This is a genomic window from Crossiella sp. S99.2 (genome assembly GCF_023094165.1).
Lineage (GTDB): Bacteria > Actinomycetota > Actinomycetes > Mycobacteriales > Pseudonocardiaceae > Crossiella.
Genome location: NZ_JALMDK010000006.1, coordinates 432,771 through 453,321 on the forward strand (window position 1 = coordinate 432,771; position 20,551 = coordinate 453,321).

The following is a 20,551-nucleotide window of genomic DNA, read 5'->3' on the forward strand; positions in this document are numbered from 1 at the left end:
ACAGGCAGATCTTCGGCCGTTCTGCGCCCGTTCTGAGAGTTCTCTGTCAATCGGGCAAACCGGGTGTCCGCGCAGTCCGGCTGTCCGACACTGGGCCGGTGAGCCGACCGCCGATCCGCGTGCTCGTCGTCGACGACGAGCGATATCTGGCCGACCTGGTGGCCATGGCGTTGCGCTACGACGGGTTCGAGACCGCCGTAGCCGGCACCGGGCAGCAGGCGCGCGAACTGACCACGAGCTTCGCCCCGGACCTGATCGTCCTGGACGTCATGCTGCCGGACACCTCCGGCGTGGACTTCTGCCGCGCGCTGCGCCGGGACGGGCGGGACGTGCCGGTGGTGTTCCTGACCGCGAAGGACGCCACCGAGGACAAGATCACCGGGTTGACCGCGGGCGGCGACGACTACCTGACCAAGCCGTTCAGCCTGGAGGAGCTGACCGTACGCGTCCGCACGGTGCTGCGCCGCGGACGCAGCAGGGCGGCGGAGGTGCTCTCGCTGGCCGATCTGGAGCTGGACGAGGACGCCTATCTGGTGCGCAGGCACGGCGCGGAGGTCGACCTGACCCCGACCGAGTTCAAGCTGCTGCGCTACCTGCTGGCCAACGCGGGCCGGGTGCTGTCCAAACAACAGATCCTCGATCACGTGTGGCAGTACGACTTCAACGGCGACGCCGCGGTGGTGCAGACCTACATCTCCTACCTGCGGCGAAAAATCGATCAGCGGCAGCCGCAGCTCATCCACACCGTGCCGCGGGTCGGCTACGTGCTGCGGCTGCCCAGGGAAGCCGGGAACGCCTGATGTCACTGCGCACACGCCTGGTGCTGACCGTGCTCGGGCTGCTGGTGATCGGGCTGGGCAGCTCGGTCGGCGCGATCTTCGGCGCCTTGCAGGACTGGTCCGGGGACGCCAACGACGACGTGCTGTCCGCGGTGGGCAAGGACTTCCGGGCCGAGCTGCTGGCGCGCGGCGGGGCGCCCCGGCTGCGGCCCGGTGGCGATCCGGGCACGGTGACCGGGTTGTGGCGGGCCGGGGCGCAACGCGGCGAGCTGCCCTCGTTCTTCCAGATCCGCGGCCCGGACGGCGCGGTCATCGACACCATCGCCTACGGCGGCGCGCCGGAGCTGCCCGATCCGCTGCCGACCACCTTGTGGCCCGGCGACGGCGAGCGGCTGGCGACCGTGCCGGGCTGGCTGGTGCACTCCTCGCGGCTGACCGAGGGCGGGCCGATTCTGCTGGTGGCCATGCGCACCGCGGCGACCGAGGAGCTGCTCGACCGGGTGCGCAACGTGGCCGTGATCTCCAGTCTGGTCGCGCTGGCGCTGGTGGCGCTGCTGTCCGCGCACGCGGTGCGGCGCGGGTTGCGGCCGCTGACCGCGATCTCGGCGACCGCGGCGGCGATCGGGTCCGGCGATCTGAGCCGGCGGGTGGCGGGCGCGGGCGCGCGCACCGAGGTCGGCAGGCTCGGGACCGCGCTGAACGCGATGCTCGCCCAGCTGGAGACGGCCTTCGCCCAGCGCGGCGCCGCGACGGAACGGTTGCGGCGCTTCGTCGGGGACGCCTCGCATGAGCTGCGCACGCCGATCGCGACGATCCGGGGCTATGCCGAGCTGTTCCGGCGCGGCGCGGCGAGCCGGCCGGATGATCTGGCCCTGGCCATGCGGCGGATCGAGTCCGAGGCCGAGCGGATGGGCGTGCTGGTGGATGAGTTGCTGTTGCTGGCGCGGCTGGACCAAGGGCGTCCACTGGAACGGGAGCCGGTGGACCTGACCGCACTCGCCGCGGACGCGGTCGCCGACGCGAACACGGTGTCCGGCCACGACTTCCGGCTGGACGCGGCGAGTCCGGTGGTGGTCACCGGTGACGCGACCCGGCTGCGGCAGGTGCTGGGCAACCTGCTGGACAACGTGCGCAGGCACACCCCGCCCGGCACGACCGCGACCGTACGGGTCGCGACCGAGGCCGGGCAGGCGGTGCTGACCGTCGCCGACACCGGGCCGGGCCTGAGTAAAGCGGCCCAGGCCAAGGTGTTCGAGCGGTTCTACCGTGGCGAGACCGCCCGCGCCGAACAGGACGGCGCGGGCCTCGGACTGTCCATTGTGGACTCGGTGGTCGCCGGGCACGGCGGCACGGCGACCGTCCATAGTGGACCATCAGGCGGGACGACCTTCCGGATCACCCTGCCGTTGACCTGATTCAGCGGCGCTCGGGTTCCAGGGTGGTGGACCAGAGCGAGCGGGCATCCTGATCGCGCAGATGCACGGTCAGGCGTCCGCTGGGCCCGTCGATCTGGACCTGGCCGAAGTGCTGGAACCCGGCCATCGGCGAGGTGTTCGGCGCGGGCGGGGCGTTGACGAACACCGCCTGCGGCCCGAAGGTCGGGTCCAGCTTGTTCGGGCCGAACGCGCCGGCGTGCAGCGGGCCGGAGACGAACTCCCAGAACGGGCTGAACTCGGTGAAGGCGGCCCGCTCCGGCGAGTAGTGGTGCGCGGCGGTGTAGTGCACGTCCGCGGTCAGCCACACCACGTTGCGGACCCGGCGGCGGTGGATTTCCCGCAGCACGATGGCGAGTTCGGCCTCCCGGCCCGCCGGGGCGCCCGGCCGACCATTGGCCACGCCCTCGATGTTGGCCCCGTCCGGCACGATCAGGCCGATCGGCAGGTCCGCGGCGATGATCTTCCAGGTGGCCCGCGAGCGGTCCAGTTCCCTGGTCAGCCAGCGGGTCTGGGCAGCGCCCAGGATCGGCTCGAATGGCGCGGTGCCCGGAGTGTTGGGGCCCTTGTAGGTGCGCATGTCCAGCACGAAGACGTCCAGGTGCGGACCGTAGGAGACCTTGCGGTACACCCGGCCGTCCACCGCGTCGGCCTTGCGCACCGGCAGCCACTCGTGGAATGCCTGGAAGGCCCGCTGGGCCAGCACATCCACCCGCTTCTCGGTGTAGCGGGCGTCGTCCAGGATCTCGCCGGGGTACCAGTTGTTGGTGACCTCGTGGTCGTCCCACTGGTTGAGCTGCGGCACGCTGGCGTTGAACCGGCGCACGTGCTCGTCGAGCAGGTTGTAGGCGAACTGGCCGCGGTACTCGTCCAGGGTCTCGGCGACCTTGGTCTTGGCCGGGGTGACCAGGTTGCGCCAGGTGCGGCCGTCCGGCAGGACCACGGTCTCGCTGAGCGGGCCGTCGGCGTAGATGGTGTCGCCGCTGCACAGGAAGAAGTCCGGGCGCAGCGCGGCCATCCGGGAGTAGATGGACATGCCGCCGAGATCGGGATTGATGCCCCAGCCCTGGCCGACGATGTCGCCGGACCACAGGAAGTTGACGTCCTGGCGGCCGCGCGGGGCGGTGTGGAAGGAGCCGAGCACGGGTTCACTGCCGGTGCGGCCGTGTAGTTCATGCGCGGTCACCCGGACGTGGTAATCCCGGCCGGCGGTGAGCCCGGCGACCCGGAGTTCGCCGGTGCCGTCGGTCTCCGGGGTGAGCACCGGGCCCCAGAACTTGCGGGCATGCCGGAAGCTCTCGTCCCTGGCCACCTCGACCAGCAGCCGGGACGGCCGGTCGGCGCGGGCCCAGACGACGGCGCTGTCCGCGTCGACCTCGCCGAACTGGATGCCGTGGCTCAGTTTCGGGCGGGTGCTGGGCAGAAGCGGGGCGGCCGAGGCGGTGGTGGACGCGGCGGCGGTGGTGGGCAGGAGCAGGCCGGTGGCGATCGCCCCGGCACCCGCTGCGCCGTAACGCAGCAGGGAGCGTCGGTTCAGGGCTGGGGTTTCGGGCACCCCCGGGTTGTAGTCGCCAGGGGCGACCACAGTCCAACGCGGAGGCAGACAGAAGGTGAACCTGTCCTCCGACCGAATGAAGCCACGCAACCCGATTGGGCGCTTTGTCGTCTAGGTATGTGACGGGCTTGTCGGGGGCCCGGCGAGAAGGGGTAGCGCATGGAGAAACACATGACCGCCCTCCGTTTCCTGGTGGCCGCCGGCTGGTCCGGCACCCCACTCGGCGACGCCCGCGATCCGGACGCCCTGCTCTACGTGCGCAGACTCGGCGCCATCGCGGACGCGGTCCTCGTGCTCGGGCCCGAGGAGGCCGAGGCGAAACGGATGATCGACGGCCGGGTGACCTGGCACATCAGCGGTTCGGTCGCCGAGGTCGTCGACGCGGTCCTGGAGCTGCCGCATCTACTAGTCGCCGGCTGACTGTGCAAGCCGGGGCTCCCCGGAACCGGGCATTTGTCCACAACCGGGGAGTTATCCACAGCCAGCCACGCTCCCCCTGGTCCCACTCCAGTCGACCGTGTCATGGTCCTGGAGTGGGACCCCCGGCTCCAGAACTCACCAGAGTTCGTCGAGGCGCGCCAGGTGTTGGCGGAACATCCTGGCGTCCTTGGTGGGCAACTGCGCCGCGATCAGGCTCAGCATGCGACGTAGCTCGTCCGGGTCGGGGCAGCACATCAGCACGCCGCACGAGGTGCTGGTGTCCCACAGGCGATGGATCGGGTCACGGAGGAACCGCTGCCAGGACAGCAGGACCTCATTGGCCGTGACCGGCCAGAGCTTGGTGCGCTCCAGCCTGGCCAGGCTCACCCGGCCTCGTGGTGACAGCCGCGCGAGGGCGGGCGGGGTGGCGTACTCGGGTCGGACCGCGCGGTGTGCCCGCCGTGGCGGGTCCGTCCGGACCTGGCTCGGCGATCTACGAGCCATGCCTCACAGGTGTGGTCAGCATGAACCGATTGTCGCAGTCGGACAGGCGCGGCGCATCAGCCCTGTTCGGCCGCTGCCGCGGCAGCCAGGCTGCGGGCCAGTTCCCGTCGGAGCCAGAGGAGGTACGCCCAGATCAACGCGAAGATGACGCCGAGCACGCCCAGGGTGAACACGACGAAACCCGCCGCGATCATCGCCACCTGAAGTGCCACCGCGACCCACACGCCCCACGGGAAGCGGATCAGCCCGGAACTCAGCAGCATCGCCACGGCCAGCACGGCGACCAGGACGCCGCCGGTGGTGCCGATGCCGCCGCCGAGCTTGGCGACCACCGGTAGCGCCAGGGCCACCACGATCGCTTCCATGATCAGGGTGCCCATCATGATGCCGCGGAGGGCCTTGGCCGGGTTCTTCATCGGCTTGGGTGCGCCGTGGCTCATGCGGGTGCCTTCCCCAGCAGGGCGCGGGTCTCGCCCGCGGTGACCACGGAGCCGGTGACCACGACGCCGCCGCCGTAGACGGGCTCGTCCGGGTTGTCGGTCTCCTCGGCCAGCCGGATCGCGGCTTCCAGGGCGTCCGGGAGGTGGGGTTCGACCAGGACCCGGTCCTCGCCGAAGATCGGCAGGGCCAGCACGACCAGGTCGTCCACGTCCATGGCGCGGGGCGAGGAGTTCTGGGTCAGCACGATCTCGTGCGCCACGGACTCCAGCTCGGTGAGGATGCCGGTGGCGTCCTTGTCGCCCATCACCCCGACCACGGCGACCAGCTTGCGGAAGCCGAACTCGGCCTCCAGCGCGGCGGCCAGCGCCTTGGCCCCGTGCGGGTTGTGCGCGGCGTCGATGAGCACCGTCGGCGCGGTGCGCAGGCGCTCCAGCCTGCCCGGCGAGCTGACCGTGGCGAAGGCCTCGCGGATGGCCTCGATGTCGAGCTGGCGGTCCGGTCCGGCGCCGAAGAACGCCTCGACCGCGGCCAGCGCGAGCGCGGCGTTGTCGGCCTGGTGCGCGCCGTGCAGGGGCAGGAACACGTCCTCGTACACCCCGCCGAGTCCCTGCAGCCGCAGCAGCTGGCCGCCGACGGCGACCTCGCGCTCCAGCACGCCGAACTCGGCGCCCTGCCGGGCCACCACGGCGTCGGTCTCGGCGATCCGGCGCAGCACCTCGGTGGCGGCCTCGGCGGGCTGCTCGGCCATGACCACGGTGCAGCCGGGCTTGATGATCCCGGCCTTCTCCTTGGCGATGCCCGCCAGGTCGCCGCCGAGGAAGTCGACGTGGTCGATGGCGATCGGGCAGATCACCGCGACCCGGCCGTCGGCCACGTTGGTGGCGTCCCAGCTGCCGCCGAGGCCGACCTCGACCACGGCCACATCCACCGGGGCGTCGGCGAAGGCGGCGAAGGCCATGCCGGTGAGCACCTCGAACTTGCTCATCGGCACCGGCTGGCGGCCGTCCACGAGGGAGATGTACGGCTCGACGTCCCGGTAGACCTCGATGTAGCGCTCGGGGCTGATCGGGGCGCCGTCGACGCTGATCCGCTCGGTCACGAGCTGCAGGTGCGGGCTGGTGTAGCGGCCGGTGCGCAGACCGATCCTGGTGAACAGGGCATCGATCATGCGGGAGGTCGAGGTCTTGGCGTTGGTGCCCGCGATGTGCACGACCGGGTAAGAGTGCTGGGGGTCGCCGAGCAGCTCGGTCAGCAGGCGGATCCGGTCCAGCGAGGGCTCGATCTTCGTTTCCGGCCAGCGGGTGTCCAGCTCCGCCTCGACCGCGCGCAGTGCGGCCAGCGACTGCACCGCCTCGGTCTGACTGTCTGTCACGTCGTCCGAGTCTACGTACCCGCCGATCAGACCAGCGGCAGGCCCGGTGAGCTGAACACCGTCCGGTCCGCGCGCACCGCGAACACCGAGCAGCCCGGCTCGGCGGCGGCCCAGGCGATGCCGTCCTCGCCGAGGGCGAAGGCGGCGGTGGCGGTGGTGTCCGCGACGGTCAGGTCGGCGGCGAGCACCGTCATGCTGAGCAGCGCGCGACGCGGCGGCAGGCCGGTGCGGCCGTCCACGATGTGCGCGCCGCGCTCGTAGGCGGCCGAGGTGGCCACCGCCGCCGAGCCGACCTCCAGCACGCCGCAGAGCTGATCGGCCTGGTCCGGGTGCCGGATGCCGACCCGCCACCGCTTGCCCGGCTCCGGCACGCCCTGGGTGAGGACGTCGCCACCGGCGTTGAGGCAGAAGTTGCGTGCCCCGGCCCGGCGCAGCAACCCGGCGGCGCGCTGCACCGCCCAGCCCTTGACCACCGCGCACGGGTCCAGCGCCCGGCCCGGCAGCCAGGCGCGGAACGCGCCACCGGTGCGCTGCTGGTAGTCCACGCAGACCTGCAGCACGTACCGCAGGTCGGTGCTCAGCTCGGACTCGGCCAGCTCACCCCGGCTGAACAGGCTGACCTCGCTGTCCAGCCGGAACGGGCTGAACCGGGCGTCGACCTCGTGCAGCCAGTCGAAAACCCGCCGCACCGGCTGCTCACCGATCCGCTCGTCCCGCAGGTCCACCGACACCGGCAGGCCCATCACCTGCTCGACCCTGCGCACCGTGCCCACCGCGGACATCAGCGTCCCTTCGCGTCGATCGCGGCCTGCAGCGACTTCGCGTAGGCCTGGCTGGTCTGGGTGGCGCCGGAGACGGTGTCGATGTCGGCGCTCTGCGCGGTCAGCGCGGACTGCCGAAGCCGCGGCAACGCGCCCTGGGTGCGGGTGCGGGTGGGCGCCCGCAGCGCGCGGACCTCGGTGATCCGGTCCCCGGTGAAGGTGACCTGGACCTGCACCGAGCCGTAGTTGGTGGACTCGCTGGACCCGGTGGTGCTGGTGCTGGCCGGCTGGCCGGAACCGCCGGCGGGCGGCGCCGCGCCGCTGGTGCCGGGGACGGCGGGACTGGTCTCGGCGGGAGCGGGCTCGGCGAGCACGGCGGTGCTCTCGTGCGGGGTGGCCTCGAAGCGCCACAACGGGATGAGCCCGGCGACGGTGAGCAGCAGGACGGGGATGACCCGGCGCATGGGAGGGTCCTTTCCGGACTCGGGAGTGGGGGGTCAGCTCGCCAGGCTGAAGCGTTCGGCGTGGATCTGGTCGCGGGGCACGTCCAGTTCGCGCAGGCCGCGCAGCACCGCGTCGGTCATCGGGGGCGGGCCGCAGACGAAGACGTCCCTGGACCGGATGTCGGGCACCAGGGCCGCCAGGTTGGCCGCGCCCAGCAGCGGGCCGTGCTCGCTCAGCGCGTCGTTCGGGCCGGTCAGCAGGTGCAGCACCGCGCCCCTGGCGTGGGCCAGCTGGGCCAGTTCGCCGAAGAGCACCGCGTCGCCGTGCGCGCGCACCCGGTAGAGCACCACCACGTGCCCGGCCATGTCCTCCAGCAGCGCCCGCACCGGCGTGACGCCCACGCCACCGGCGACCAGCACCGCGTTCGGGGTGCGCTGGTGCATGGTGGTGAACGCGCCATACGGCCCCTCGGCGAAGACCCTGGTGCCCGGCTGGATGTGGCGCAGACCCGCGCTGCCGGGGCCGAGGGCCTTGGCGGTCAGCCGCAGCGAGCGGCCGTCCGGAGCCGCCGAGAGCGAGAACGGATTGGCCTGCCACCAGCGGTCCTTGGCCAGGAAGCGCCACAGGAAGAACTGGCCGGCGCGGGCGGGCAGGCGGTCCAGGTGGCGGCCGGTGATGTAGACCGAGACCACGGTGTCGGACTCCGGCACCACCGCGGTCACCCGGAACCGGTGCCGCAGGTTGCGCCACAGCGGCAGCAGGAATCGGCCCAGCACCACCGATCCCAGCGCCAGGCCCCACAGCGTCCACCAGTAGGCGCGGGCGAAGGGCGACCCTGCGAAGGTGCGCCCGGCCGCGAGCTGGTGACCGAAGGCCAGCAGCACCGCGAGATAGGTGTAGAGGTGGATGAAGTGCCAGGTCTCGTAGGCGAGCCTGCGCCGGGCCGCGCGCACCGACACCGCGCCGACCATCATGATCAGCAGCAGCGCCACGATGGCCCGCAGCACACCGTCCACAGTGGTCGCCAGCTCGGCGAACTGGGTCAGCACCGGCAGGTTCTCCGCCTGCGCGTAGCCGTAGGTGATGAACACCGCGTGCGCCAGCAGTGTCCACAGCAGACCGAAGCCGGTCCAGCGGTGCCAGGAGGTCAGCCGGTCCATCCCGATCCGGCGGTCCAGCCAGGGCAGCCGGGCCACCAGCACCAGCTGGAAGGCCATGATCAGCGCGCCGTACAGGCCGGTCAGCCTGCCCAGCAGGATCAGCGCGTTGGCGTCGAACCCGGCCGCGGCGAACAGTCCGGCCACCACGGCCGCGTTCGCCGCCAGCAGCGCGTACAGCCCGGTGCGGGCCACCGCCTTCGGGCGCAGGGACGGGGTCGGGGTGGGCGGCGTCGGCGGTGCGGGGGCTTCAAGCGTGGTCACTGGTCTGCTCCTGCTCGGGTCTGCGGCAGCGCTGGGGGCTTCGGTTGTGAGCCTCGCCAACGAAGCTGTGTGCACGCTGTCCCGAAGCTGTCGACTTGCTGTCTCGTGCCCGCATGGCCGCCTACGGCCTCGCCGCGGGGCCCGGACTGACGCACCATGTGCAGGTGAGCAACGACAGCCAGGTCCGTCTGCTGGTGGTGGACGACGAACCGCACATCGCCGACCTCGTCGCCACCGTGGCTCGCTACGAGGGCTGGCGGGCGGCGACGGCCGGCACCGGCGCGGAGGCGCTGCGGCAGGCCGCCGCGTTCAACCCGGACATCGTGGTGCTCGACCTGATGCTGCCGGACCTGGACGGGTTCAGCGTGCTGGACCGGCTGCGGGAGAGCGGCTCACTGGTCCCGGTGGTCTTCCTCACCGCCAAGGACGGCACCGCCGACCGGATCGTCGGCCTGACCCGCGGCGGCGATGACTACCTGGTCAAACCCTTCTCGGTGGAGGAGCTGATGGCCCGGCTGCGCGCGGTGCTCCGGCGCAGCACCGCCCAGGCCTGGACCCCGCAGGCGCGCTCGGTGCTCCAGGTGGCCGACCTGACCCTGGACGAGGACACCAGGGAGGTCCGCCGGGCCGGGAAGCTGGCCACGCTCACCCCCACCGAGTACGAGCTGCTGCGCTACCTGATGCGCCGCTCCCCCGCGGTGCTGACCAAGGCGCAGATCCTGGACCACGTGTGGGAGTACGACTTCGGCGGTCGCTCCAACGTGGTCGAACTGGTCATCTCGCATTTGCGCCGCAAGGTCGACAACGGCCATGAACCGCTGATCCACACCATGCGCGGAGTCGGCTACGCGCTGCGCCAGGCCGTCCAGTGAGCCGAGGCGGCCGCTGGCGGGCGGCCTGGCGGCGGACCCGGCTGGGCACCAGGCTGTCCCTGGCGCTGGGCGCGTTGTCGCTGGTGGTCTTCGCCGTGGTGGGCACCGTGATGGTGACCAGCATGGAGGACTACCTGGCCGCCCGGCTGGACGAGCAGATGAAGAAGAGCCAGATCGAGCAGACCGCGGCCTGGCGGGAGAAGGGCGCCCCGCAGCCGCCCTGGTCCTGGCAGTCGGTGCTCTTCGACATGCGCGAGGGCAAGCCGAAGATGGTCAAGGCCACCAGCGGCGCCATCCAGCAGAACATCGACAAGCTGGCCAAGGTCGCCCAGGAGGTGCACGGCCAGGACGAGGACATCTACACCACGCTGAACCTGTACGGGAAGGACGGCACCTTCCGGGTCCGGGCCTGCACCATCAGCGGTAACGAGGTGCTGGTCAGCGCAGCGCCCAGGGACGACCTGGACGGCACGGTCAACTGGTTCATCACCGTCTGCGTGGCCATGTTCCTGGTGGCGCTGCTGGTCCTGGTGGTCTCCGGCAGGCTGGTGCTGCGCCGCGGCCTGCGCCCGCTGGCCCAGATGGCCGGGACCGCGCACGATATCCGCTCGCACGACCTCACCGACTCCGCCCAGCTCCCGGTGCGTGCCACCGGCGACGGCGGCGGCGGGGTCGAGGTGGAGGAGCTGCGCAGCGCGTTCAACCTGATGCTGGAGCACATCGACTCCTCACTGGCCGCGCGCACCGCCGCCGAGCAGCGGCTGCGCCGGTTCGTCGCGGACGCCTCGCATGAGCTGCGCACCCCGCTGACCTCCATCCGCGGCTACGCCGACCTGTTCAAGTACGCCGCCGCCAACGAACCGGCCGAACGCGACCGGCACCTGGCCCGCATCCGCGAGGAGGCGGCCCGGATGACGGTGCTGCTGGACGACCTGCTGCTGCTGGCCCGCCTGGATGCCGCCGAGGTCGAGGAACCACTTCGCCCGGAGGACATCGACCTGGTCGCACTGGCCAACGCCGCCGCCGACGCCTTCCGCGCCGCCCGCCCCGGCCACCCGCTCACCGTGGTGCTGGCCCAGGACCAGCTGGCCCTGCGCGCCGACCCGATGCGGCTGCGCCAGGTCCTGGACAACCTGCTGACCAACGCCGCCGTGCACACCCCGCCCGGCACCGAGGTCGAACTCGCCATCTGGGCCGCCGACGAGCACGCCCTGATCCGGATCAACGACAACGGCCCCGGCATCCCGGCCGCCGACCAGGAACGCATCTTCGACCGCTTCTACCGCGTCGACGACTCCCGCTCCCGGAACAAGGGCGGCAGCGGCCTGGGCCTGGCCGTGGTCCGCTCGCTGGTCACCGCGCACGGCGGCACGGTCGAACTCGCCAGCACCCCTGGCCGCACCACGTTCCTGCTCCGCCTGCCGCTGAACCCACCTCGAACTGACCACTGAGCGGATTCGTGCCACCACTGCTAGCTACTGTAAGCTCTACTGTTAACTTGTAAGTTAACAGTAGAGAGTAGGTTTCGAGTAGTGGACGCGAAGGTCCTGACCTCGGTCATCGACCGCCTGCGCCGCCTCGGCGGTGAGCCGAGCGAGGTCGAGGTCAAGTCGGCCGCGGGTGGCCTGCCCAAGAGCATCCTGCCCACCCTGTCCGCCTTCGCCAACACCAACGGCGGCCTGGTCATCCTCGGTCTCGACGAGCAGCACGGCTTCGCCCCGGTCAAGCTGGCCGAGCCCGTCAAGCTGCGCGACGACCTCGCCTCCCAGGCATGTGCCGACCTGGAACCACGGTTGCCCGTCGCCACCGACATTGTCGAGTTCGAGGACCACCTACTCGTCACCGCCGAGATCAGCCCGCTCCCGTCCAGCGTCCGTCCCTGCTACGTCAGCGCCAAGGGCATCAGTACCGGCTCCTACGTGCGGGTCGGCGACGGCGACCGCCGGATGACCCAGGCGGAGATCGGCCTCGCCTTCGCCAACCGGGAACAGCCCGCCTTCGACCGCGAACCAGTCGGCCAGGCCACGCTCGAGGACCTGGACCGGACCGCCCTGCTGCGCACCATCCAGCGGGTCAGACAGACTTCCAGGGCCTTCCTGGACATCGACGAACTGACCACGCTGGAGCGCCTGCGGGTGCTGGTCCGCGACGACCGGGACGCCCTCGTCCCCTCGCTGGGCGGCCTGCTGACCTTTGGCGTGTGCCCGCAACAGTTCTTCCCACAATTGATGATCTCCGTCGCGGTGCACCCAGCGACCGAGCCAACTGAACCAGCTTCTCGGTTCATCGATAGTCGCGGCATCCGCGGCGCCATCCCGGATCTGGTTGCGGACACCATCGCGATCTTGCGTCATCACATGACCAGCTGGGGCTCCGGCAACACCGACAGACGCTCGGATCGGCTAGGTTCGGTGCTGGCGGCAGTCTGTGAAGCTGTGGTCAATGCGCTGCTGCATCGGGACTACAGCCCGATCACTCGCGGCACCCAGGTGCAACTCGACCTGTACGCCGACCGCCTTGAGATACGCAGCCCTGGCAGCCTCTACGGCACAACCAGACGCGGCGACCTGGGCAAGGAGGGCGTGTCCTCCTCCCGCAACGGCTTCCTCGCCTCGCTGCTGACCGATGTCTTCCTGCCAGGCAGTGATCGACTGGTCGCGGAGAACCGCGCCTCGGGGATTCCGGCGATGATCCGCGACCTCCAACGATCGGGCCTGGCCGCACCGGTGTTCCGCAACTTCCCCAACAGGTTCGAGGTCGAGTTCCGCCGCGCGACACGGCGACGCGCGACAGCTGGTGGCGGCAAGGCACTGGACGCGGTCGCCGCCGCCCTCCGCGCACTCGGCTCCGCGCGCAGCAGTGACATCGTCCAGGCGACCGGCCTGTCCCGGCCCACCGTCGCCGACCGGCTCAACGCGCTGATCGCGGCAGGCCAGGTGGAGGTGCACGGAGCGACCAAGAGCCCCCGGCGCACCTACTACTGGCTGGGCGCGCGCGGCGTGGCCGGCCCCAGATCCGAGAGCTGATATCCATCGGGATAAGCCTTCATCTGTCCGCCCGGGGTAAAGGCGCTGCTGGTCCTCGGCTTGAGCAGGCGCTGGATCCGGGCCCGCAGCCGGAAGCCCAGCTTCACCGTGGTGCGCAGTGCCCACGGGGTGCGCGGCACGCCCAGCGCCCGGCGCAGCGGCTCGTCGTCGATCACGTCCAGCAGGGCCAGGCCCAGCAGTCTGCCCAGGGGACGGGCGCGGGGTGGGAAGCGGTCGGCGATGAGTTGCTGGGAGGCGCGCAGCAGGCGGGTGTTGGCCGGGGTGTGCGCGAAGTGCTCGCGTTCATAGGTGTCGAACCAGTGCTCGTACTTCTCCCAGCTCGCCGGGATGTCCGTGATGCCCATCCGGGAGCCCAGCTCGCGATAGAAGTGGTAGGCGGCGATCCGCTCGGCCTCCACCGGGCGGCGCCAGCCGTAGCGGTCCAGCCAGCGGAAGGGCACGAACATGAAGGTGCCCAGCACGTACAGGTAATCGTCGTTGCTGATCGTCCACGGGCGGTGCGCGCCGTTGGTGATCCGCAGCGCGCCGCGGGCCCTCGGATGGTCGAAGCCGTGCTCGACCATCTCGAAGATCAGCAGGCCGGTGTCCTCGGCGCGTTTGACCGGGTCGTGCTCGATGTGGCCGGTGTGCGCGAGCAGGCCGGAGATCGAGGGCACCGCGTAGGTGCGGTAGAAGGCCAGTTGCAGGGCGATGCTGACGTCGAAGCTGAACTCGTACAGCGCGGTCAGGCGGTAGATCTCCGCGTAGTCGCGTTCGGGGTCCAGCTCCTGGATGCGCGCCAGGTGCACGAGTCGTCGTTTCATCGTCCGGCTTCCTCCGGCGTGGCGATGGCGGCCGCGCCCGTGCTGGTGGTCTCGGCGAGCACCTGTCTGACCACCGGGTCCCGGCGGAACGCGCGAGTGATCGCGCGCCACCGGTGCACCAGTTCGGCCAGGTCCTCCGCGCCGGCGGCGCTGCCGAGGGGGTTGTTCGTCACGTCGGGGATGCCCAGTTCGCGGCGGCGCAGCGCGACCGCGTACCCGGCGGCGGCGCTCACCGCGGCCACCAGCTCGGGCGGCCGGCCGCTGGTCAGCTCCTGGACCCTGGCTTGCACCTCGGGCGGGATGGCCGGGCGGAGCTGCTTGCCGCCGTCCTCCAGCTCGATCAGCCTGCGGTAGAGCCTGCGCCGGCCCGCACTCAGGTCGAACAGGTCGGCGCGGCGGGACTTCGGCGGGTCCAGGGTGATCTCCGGCAGCACCTCGGCGAAGCGGGCCCACAGCGGGTAGAGCGCGTGGTGCGCGCGCAGGAACCGCCACCAGGCCGCGGTCGCCCCGGCCAGCCGGACCAGCGGCGCGCAGTGCCGCCGCACCCACCTGGCCACGGTCTCGCCCAGCGCGCACGCGGTCACGCCCAGCGTGGCCAGGGCGCAGGCCGCGGGCATCAGCCAGCCCTCCACCGAGTCCGCGGTCCAGCCAGGGGTCACCCGGAACAGCACCGCGAGCTGGAAGCCCAGTTTGTGCGCGCAGAAGGCCAGCGTGAACACGTGCGCCAGCACCTGCAGCCGCAGCCCGATGAACAGCCACCACACGTCCCTGGCCTTGGTGGACCACTGCCAGGCCAGCCGCATCAGGTTCAGCGCCGCCCAGCCCAGGTACAGGCTGAAGGTGGCGAAGGCCAGCGCGGCCACCGGATCACCCGGCCCGCCTGCCTCGTTGCGCCCGGCTGGACCGTGCAGGAAGTCCCTGGCCCGCGGCGCGGCGGCGAAGAGCAGCAGCATCACCGCGGTCACCGCGAACAACACCAGCGCCTGCCGGGCGGCCCGGCTGGCGGCCTGGGGCGGGTCCTCGATGGAGTACAGGAAGAAGACCTGGATCAGGTACGCGGTGCCCAGCACCAGCACGTGCTGCACCGGCCAGGCCAGGTTGAAGCCGACCTGGTTGATCACCGGGTAGACCACCGGGAGCTGCACCGACAGCGCCAGGGCCAGCGCGAGGCAGCCCAGCAGCAGCGAGCGCACCGCCGGGTTGCCCGCCCGGCCGATCAGCTGGCGCAGCCGGGTCAGCACGGTGGCGAGGGTGGCCAGCACCACGGCCAACACGAGTAGGCCTGCGGCGCTCACTGCTGGGTGGGGCCCAGTCCGTGCGCGAGCCGGTCGATCACCTGGGCCTCGTGCGGGGGCAATCGTTTGGCCTTGCGACCCAGCACCCGGCCGCCGGCGGCGTCGAGCAGCCGGGCGGAGAACTGGGTGGCGAAGCTCTCCGCCTCCCGCTCCTGCAGGTCCTGGAACCCGGCCCGGCACAGCGCCTTGCCCAGCAGCTCTGTCCGCCGCGCCTCGTCGAAATGCGGGAACAGCAGCCGCAGCATCGGCAGCCGGGGCTGTCCACTGTCACCGATGCTGCGGTGCTCCAGGACCAGGTGGCCGATCTCGTGCAGGACCGTGTTCTGCTGGTGCAGCGCCGAGGTGGTGTCGTCGTAGAAGACGTAGTCGGCGTCGTAGGCCGAGACCAGCAGCCCGTCGAACGGCGCGACCCGCCCGCCCAGCACCTGGCTCAGCGGCATCAGCTCGATCGGATGCCCGCGCTGCTCGCCCAGCCTGCGGCAGAACTCGCCGACCTGGAACGGCTGGGGTGGCGCCACCGAGGAGAGCACCTGGTCCAGGACGCGTTCGACCCTGGCGGGTACTTCGGTCACGCACTCACCCCCTCACCGGTTCCTGGCGCGGGTGGCCAGCTAATCAGGCTTCGGGCAGCGAAGCCAACCTCGCTGTGATGCGTTCGATCTCCGCCTCGGCCGCCGCCTTGCGCTCGGTGATCTTCTCCACCACCGCGGCGGGCGCCTTGTCGGTGAACGCCGGGTTGCCCAGCTTGGCCACGCAGCCGGCGAGTTCCTTCTCGTTGACCGCCAGGTCCTTGGCCAGCCGCTTGCGCTCGGCCGCCACGTCGATGGTGCCGGAGGTGTCCAGCTCGATGGTGACCGCGCCGGTGGGCAGGTTCAGCTCGAAATCGGCCGTGGCGGCGAACTCCGCGCCCGGTTCGTCCAGCTTCACCAGCGCGCGCACCGAGGCGGTCAGCGCGGTCAGCCCGGCGGCGTCCATCCCGGAGAGCCGGGTGGCCACCCGCTGACCGGGCTTGATGCCCTGGTCCGAGCGGAACCGGCGGATCTCGGTGACCAGCTGCTGGACCGCCGCGATCCGGTCCGCCGCAACGGGATCGGCCGTCGCACCGGAGACCGTCGGCCAGGCCGCGATGACCAGCGACTCCTCGCCGGTGAGCGCGGTCCACAGCGTTTCGGTGAGGTAGGGGGAAACCGGGTGCAGCAGGCGCAGCACCACGTCGAGGACGTGGCCGAGCACCGCGCGGGTGGCGCCAGCCCGGTTCTCGTCGTTGAGCTGGACCTTGGCCAGTTCCAGGTACCAGTCGCAGAACTCGTCCCAGACGAAGTGGTAGAGCGCCTCGGTGGACTTGGCGAACTGGTAGTCGTCCAGCAGACCGTCCACTTCGGACACCAGCGCGTCCAGGCCGTCCAGGATCCACCGGTCGGCGTCGGTGAGCGAGTCCCGCGCGGGCACCGGCTCGGCGACGGTGGCGCCGTTCATCATGGCGAACCTGGTGGCGTTCCACAGCTTCGTGCCGAAGTTGCGGGAGCCGGCCACCCACTCCTCGCTGATCGGCACGTCGGTGCCGGGGTTGGCGCCGCGGGCCATGGTGAAGCGCAGCGCGTCGGTGCCGAAGCGGTCCATCCAGTCCAGCGGGTCGACCACGTTGCCGACGGTCTTGGACATCTTCTTGCCGTACTGGTCCCGGACCATGCCGTGCAGCGCGATGGTGTGGAACGGCGGCACGCCGTCCATCGCGTAGATGCCGAACATCATCATCCGGACGACCCAGAAGAACAGGATGTCGTAGCCGGTGACCAGCACGCTGGTCGGATAGAACTTGGCCAGGTCGTCGGTCTTCTCCGGCCAGCCCAGGGTGGAGAAGGGCCACAGGCCGGAGGAGAACCAGGTGTCCAGCACGTCCTCGTCCTGGCGCCAGCCCTCGCCCGCCGGCGGCTGCTCGTCCGGGCCCAGGCAGACCTGCTCGCCGTTGGGGCCGTACCAGACCGGGATCCGGTGGCCCCACCACAGCTGGCGCGAGATGCACCAGTCGTGCAAGTTGTCGACCCAGTCGAAGTAGCGCTTGGTCATCTCCGGCGGGTTGACCGCGACCTTGCCCTCGCGGACCGCGTCCCCGGCGGCCTTGGCCAGCGGGGCGACCTTGACGAACCACTGGAGCGAGAGCCGCGGCTCGATCGGCTCCTTGGAGCGCGAGCTGTGCCCGACGCTGTGCAGGTACGGCCGCTTCTCCGCGACGATCCGGCCCTGCGCGCGCAGCGCCTCGCGGACCGCGACCCGCGCCTCGAACCGGTCCAGGCCGTCGAATTCGGTGCCGGTGTGCGCGATCCGGCCCTGCTCGTCCATGATCGTCGGCATCGGCAGCTCGTGCCGCTTGCCGATCTCGAAGTCGTTCGGGTCGTGCGCCGGGGTCACCTTGACCGCGCCGGTGCCGAACTCCGGGTCGACGTGCGCGTCGGCCACGACCGGGATCTTGCGCCCGGTCAGCGGCAGCTCGATCAGCGTGCCGACCAGGTGCTTGTACCGCTCGTCATCCGGGTGCACCGCGACCGCGGTGTCGCCGAGCATGGTCTCGACCCGGGTGGTGGCCACCACGATCGAGGCGTCCCCGTCGCCGTAGCGCATGGAGACGAGTTCGCCCTCGACCTCCTCGTGGTCGACCTCGGCGTCCGACAGCACCGAGCGCAGCGTGGGCGACCAGTTGACCAGCCGCTCGGCCCGGTAGATCAGGCCCTCGTCGTAGAGCTTCTTGAAGATGGTCAGCACCGCGCGGTTGGACTTCTCGTCCATGGTGAACCGCTCGCGGGTCCAGTCCACGCTCTCGCCGAGGCGGCGCATCTGGGCCAGGATCTTGCCGCCGTACTCGGCCTTCCACTCCCAGGTGCGCTCGATGAACGCCTCCCGGCCCAGCTCCCGGCGGCTGGTGCCCTCGGCCGCGAGCTGTTTCTCCACCAGCGCGTGCACCGCGATGGAGGCGTGGTCCATGCCCGGCAGCCACAGCGTCTCGAAGCCCTGCATCCGCTTGCGCCGGATGATCAGGTCGATCAGCGTGTGCTCGAAGGCGTGCCCGATGTGCAGGCTGCCGGTGACGTTCGGCGGTGGGATGACGATGGTGAACGGCGGCTTGTCGCTGCCCGCGTCAGGGGTGAAGTAACCGCGCTCGACCCACCGCTGGTACAGCTCGCCCTCTACCTCCGCCGGAGCGAACTGGGCGGGGAGTTCGGTGCGGGCCTGCTGCGGAAGGGTCTCGGTCACAGCAGTCGATTCTACGGGGGCCTCGAAACCGGAATTCCCGCTGGTCGCACCGACCCCGACCAGCGACAAGACTCCCGGCCCCGCGGCGGCCGCTGCTAACCTCGGCACGTTTTCACTCATTCGGGGGGTTGGCATGACCGAGGACCCACAGGTGCGCGAGATCAAGCGCCGTGCGTTCTGGCGCCGCAACGGCGGCCGCTTCCTCGGAATCGGCCTGGTCATCGCCCTCGGCGTGACCGGGGCCGTGCTCTACCGGACCGGCCTGCTCAACGGCCTGGCGCCCGAGGGCATCGGCGGCGCGAACCCCACCAGCAGCACCCCCAAGGTCAACCTGACCACCCCGTTCCTGGGCACCGAGGCCGGGCTGTGGGCCGACGGCGCGGCCGGGATCACGCTGCCGGAGACCGGCAAGCTCGGCAAGTACAGCGCGGAGCAGGTCCGGGCCTTCGCCGAACAGGTGCGCAAGGTGCTGATCACCGCCCGGCTGGACCGCAGGGTGATCGTGGAGGGCAAGACCGAGCACGTCTTCGCGCTGATGGCGCCCGAGGCGCGGGAGCAGTACGACGAGCACCGGGAGAAGGAGAAGCTGCCGGTGGACGGCGGCTCGTTCCTCTACACCCGGATCGCCCCCGGCTACCCGCTGCTGGAGGTCGAACCCAAGGTCAAGGGCGAGCTGAAGGTGTTCCTGGACGCCAAGGGCAAGCTGACCGCGACCACCAACTACGTGATGGCCTACGCCTTCAAGCCGGACCAGCCGGAGAAGATCACCGACCCGCACGAGCTGATCGCCATCCAGCGCCGCGAGGCGGAGTGGTTCCTGGAGGACAACAAACAGATCCGCAAGAGCCAGCACGGCCTGTGGTGGGGCGAGAAGTTCAACGGCTATGACTACCTGATGAGCTGCTCGGCCTCGGAGAAGGAACTGCTCGCCCCGACCTTCCGGGAGAACCAGCAGCGGCGCACGAACGGTCCGGAGCCCACGGCCAAGCACGACCGCAAGCACTACTTCGACCCGAACTCGCCGGTGGGCGATGAGGACGGCTGCAAGAAGTAGCGGCTGTATCTGATTGGCGTGCTCCGCACGCTGGATTTTTCGCTCTGAGTCGCCTCGTCGTGCATCCGCCGCACGCGAAGCAAGCTTCGGATGCGTCGGACGCACGACAAGGCAACGCGAAAAATCGGTACCCCGCCGCTGGGGAAGAGCCCGCCGTGTCGCTACGCGCCACGCCTGTTTCGCAGCAAGTGAGCGCGTGGTCCTGCTGCGCGCCTTGTCTTCTCCGGTCCTGGCCAGCGGCCTTCTCGTGGTGGGTTTGGGCACGTACGATGCCGGGAAAGCGCATTCCGTCCGTGGCCGCAAGGAGATCCGTTGATCGTTCCTGGTCTGGTTTCGGTGACCTTCCGGCAACTCGGTGTGCCCGAGGTGGTGCGGTTGACCGCCGCGGCGGGCCTGGAAGCGATCGAGTGGGGTGGCGATGTGCATGTCCCGGCCGGGGATCTCGCCGCCGCCGAGACCGCCCGGGAGCTGACCGCCGCGGCCGGGCTGACCGTGGCCGCCTACGGCTCCTACTACCGCGCGGGGCACAGCGATCCGGCCGACCTGGACCCGGTGGTGCGCACCGCGGCCGCGCTGGGCGCGCCGTTGATCCGGGTCTGGGCTGGCATGCTCGGCTCGGCCGAGGCGACTCCGGCGCAGCGGGCCTGCACCGTGCAGGCGTTGCGGCGGGCGGGCGAGGCGGCGGCGGGGCACGGCATGCGGATCGCGCTGGAATATCACCGGAACACCCTCACCGACACCCTCGCCTCGGCCACCGCGCTGTTCGCCGAGGTGGACCGGGCAGAGGTGGTGCCCTACTGGCAACCCGCCGGGGGCCAGCCGGGGGCGGTGGCGCTGACCGAGGTGCGGGCGTTGCTGCCGGAGCTGGTGACCACGCACGTGTTCAGCTGGGGTCCAGGTGGTGGGAAGGATCGGCTGCCGCTGGCCGAACGGGCAGACCTCTGGCAGCCGGTGCTGGCCGAACTCGCCGCGGACGGCCGGGACCGGTTCGCGCTGGTGGAGTTCGTGCCCGAGGACTCGCCGGCGATCTTCCTCCGGGATGCGGCCACCCTGCGTGACTGGTTGACCCACCCGCTCGGGTGACATTTGGGGGGCACCCGA

The 20,551-nt window shown here is 70.9% G+C and carries 19 protein-coding genes; 8 read left to right on the plus strand and 11 right to left on the minus strand.

The window, feature by feature from the left end:
- Positions 1–98 precede the first annotated feature (98 nt).
- On the plus strand, positions 99–800 hold the full coding sequence (locus tag MZC64_RS25140; RefSeq protein WP_308301069.1) for a response regulator transcription factor: 702 nt from the start codon (positions 99–101) through the stop codon (positions 798–800).
- Complete coding sequence (locus MZC64_RS25145; RefSeq protein WP_247759262.1) at positions 800–2,194, plus strand: cell wall metabolism sensor histidine kinase WalK; 1,395 nt, start codon at positions 800–802, stop codon at positions 2,192–2,194. Before MZC64_RS25140 ends, MZC64_RS25145 begins: the two co-directional genes overlap by 1 nt.
- Position 2,195: 1 nt before the next feature.
- Here MZC64_RS25145 and MZC64_RS25150 read toward each other — a convergent pair whose 3' ends face one another.
- Positions 2,196–3,767: an alkaline phosphatase gene (locus MZC64_RS25150; RefSeq protein WP_247759260.1), complete on the minus strand. Its 1,572-nt coding sequence runs from the start codon at positions 3,765–3,767 to the stop codon at positions 2,196–2,198.
- Positions 3,768–3,938: 171 nt separating this feature from the next.
- Here MZC64_RS25150 and MZC64_RS25155 point away from each other — a divergent pair, with 171 nt between their 5' ends.
- Positions 3,939–4,187 (plus strand): hypothetical protein, encoded by a 249-nt coding sequence (locus tag MZC64_RS25155; protein ID WP_247759258.1) that lies wholly within the window; start codon positions 3,939–3,941, stop codon positions 4,185–4,187.
- 135 nt (positions 4,188–4,322) lie between these two features.
- Here MZC64_RS25155 and MZC64_RS25160 read toward each other — a convergent pair whose 3' ends face one another.
- The 6 genes from MZC64_RS25160 to MZC64_RS25185 are packed head-to-tail and all read right to left on the minus strand — an operon-like array spanning position 4,323 to position 9,130.
- Entirely contained in the window at positions 4,323–4,691 is a 369-nt protein-coding gene (locus MZC64_RS25160; protein ID WP_247759256.1) for a hypothetical protein, read from the minus strand.
- Between the two features lie 56 nt (positions 4,692–4,747).
- Positions 4,748–5,131, minus strand: a complete 384-nt coding sequence (locus MZC64_RS25165; RefSeq protein ID WP_247759255.1) for a DUF4233 domain-containing protein — start codon at positions 5,129–5,131, stop codon at positions 4,748–4,750.
- Positions 5,128–6,480 carry a folylpolyglutamate synthase/dihydrofolate synthase family protein gene (locus MZC64_RS25170; RefSeq protein WP_374205797.1) on the minus strand — a complete coding sequence of 451 codons (1,353 nt, stop codon included), beginning with the start codon at positions 6,478–6,480 and terminating at the stop codon, positions 5,128–5,130. Before MZC64_RS25170 ends, MZC64_RS25165 begins: the two co-directional genes overlap by 4 nt.
- 50 nt (positions 6,481–6,530) lie before the next feature.
- Entirely contained in the window at positions 6,531–7,286 is a 756-nt protein-coding gene (locus tag MZC64_RS25175; RefSeq protein WP_247759252.1) for an FAD:protein FMN transferase, read from the minus strand.
- Entirely contained in the window at positions 7,286–7,729 is a 444-nt protein-coding gene (locus MZC64_RS25180; RefSeq protein WP_247759251.1) for an FMN-binding protein, read from the minus strand. The genes MZC64_RS25175 and MZC64_RS25180 overlap by 1 nt, the downstream gene beginning before the upstream one ends.
- Before the next feature lie 33 nt (positions 7,730–7,762).
- Positions 7,763–9,130, minus strand: coding sequence for a ferredoxin reductase family protein (locus tag MZC64_RS25185; RefSeq protein ID WP_247759249.1), 1,368 nt, complete (start codon positions 9,128–9,130; stop codon positions 7,763–7,765).
- A gap of 164 nt (positions 9,131–9,294) precedes the next feature.
- Between MZC64_RS25185 and MZC64_RS25190 the strand changes: the two genes are divergently transcribed.
- From MZC64_RS25190 to MZC64_RS25200, 3 genes are all read left to right on the plus strand, one after another.
- A complete protein-coding gene (locus MZC64_RS25190; protein ID WP_308301070.1) occupies positions 9,295–10,002 on the plus strand; it encodes a response regulator transcription factor in 708 nt (235 codons plus the stop codon).
- Positions 9,999–11,453, plus strand: a complete 1,455-nt coding sequence (locus tag MZC64_RS25195) for a HAMP domain-containing sensor histidine kinase (protein WP_247759248.1) — start codon at positions 9,999–10,001, stop codon at positions 11,451–11,453. Before MZC64_RS25190 ends, MZC64_RS25195 begins: the two co-directional genes overlap by 4 nt.
- A gap of 81 nt (positions 11,454–11,534) precedes the next feature.
- On the plus strand, positions 11,535–13,028 hold the full coding sequence (locus tag MZC64_RS25200; protein WP_247759247.1) for an ATP-binding protein: 1,494 nt from the start codon (positions 11,535–11,537) through the stop codon (positions 13,026–13,028).
- Here the strand turns inward: MZC64_RS25200 and MZC64_RS25205 are convergent.
- The 4 genes from MZC64_RS25205 to MZC64_RS25220 are packed head-to-tail and all read right to left on the minus strand — an operon-like array spanning position 12,980 to position 18,396.
- A complete protein-coding gene (locus tag MZC64_RS25205; RefSeq protein WP_247759246.1) occupies positions 12,980–13,852 on the minus strand; it encodes an oxygenase MpaB family protein in 873 nt (290 codons plus the stop codon). The genes MZC64_RS25200 and MZC64_RS25205 overlap by 49 nt on opposite strands.
- Positions 13,849–15,147: an MAB_1171c family putative transporter gene (locus MZC64_RS25210; RefSeq protein WP_247759245.1), complete on the minus strand. Its 1,299-nt coding sequence runs from the start codon at positions 15,145–15,147 to the stop codon at positions 13,849–13,851. The genes MZC64_RS25205 and MZC64_RS25210 overlap by 4 nt, the downstream gene beginning before the upstream one ends.
- Entirely contained in the window at positions 15,144–15,719 is a 576-nt protein-coding gene (locus MZC64_RS25215; RefSeq protein WP_247759244.1) for an ImmA/IrrE family metallo-endopeptidase, read from the minus strand. The genes MZC64_RS25210 and MZC64_RS25215 overlap by 4 nt, the downstream gene beginning before the upstream one ends.
- 43 nt (positions 15,720–15,762) lie before the next feature.
- Entirely contained in the window at positions 15,763–18,396 is a 2,634-nt protein-coding gene (locus MZC64_RS25220; protein WP_247759243.1) for a valine--tRNA ligase, read from the minus strand.
- Between the two features lie 133 nt (positions 18,397–18,529).
- On the opposite strand from MZC64_RS25220, the gene MZC64_RS25225 reads away from it, so the two are divergent.
- Together MZC64_RS25225 and MZC64_RS25230 are read left to right on the plus strand one after the other, a co-directional pair.
- Positions 18,530–19,450, plus strand: coding sequence for a hypothetical protein (locus tag MZC64_RS25225; RefSeq protein ID WP_247759242.1), 921 nt, complete (start codon positions 18,530–18,532; stop codon positions 19,448–19,450).
- Between the two features lie 312 nt (positions 19,451–19,762).
- Positions 19,763–20,533: a sugar phosphate isomerase/epimerase gene (locus tag MZC64_RS25230; protein WP_247759241.1), complete on the plus strand. Its 771-nt coding sequence runs from the start codon at positions 19,763–19,765 to the stop codon at positions 20,531–20,533.
- Positions 20,534–20,551: the final 18 nt, after the last annotated feature.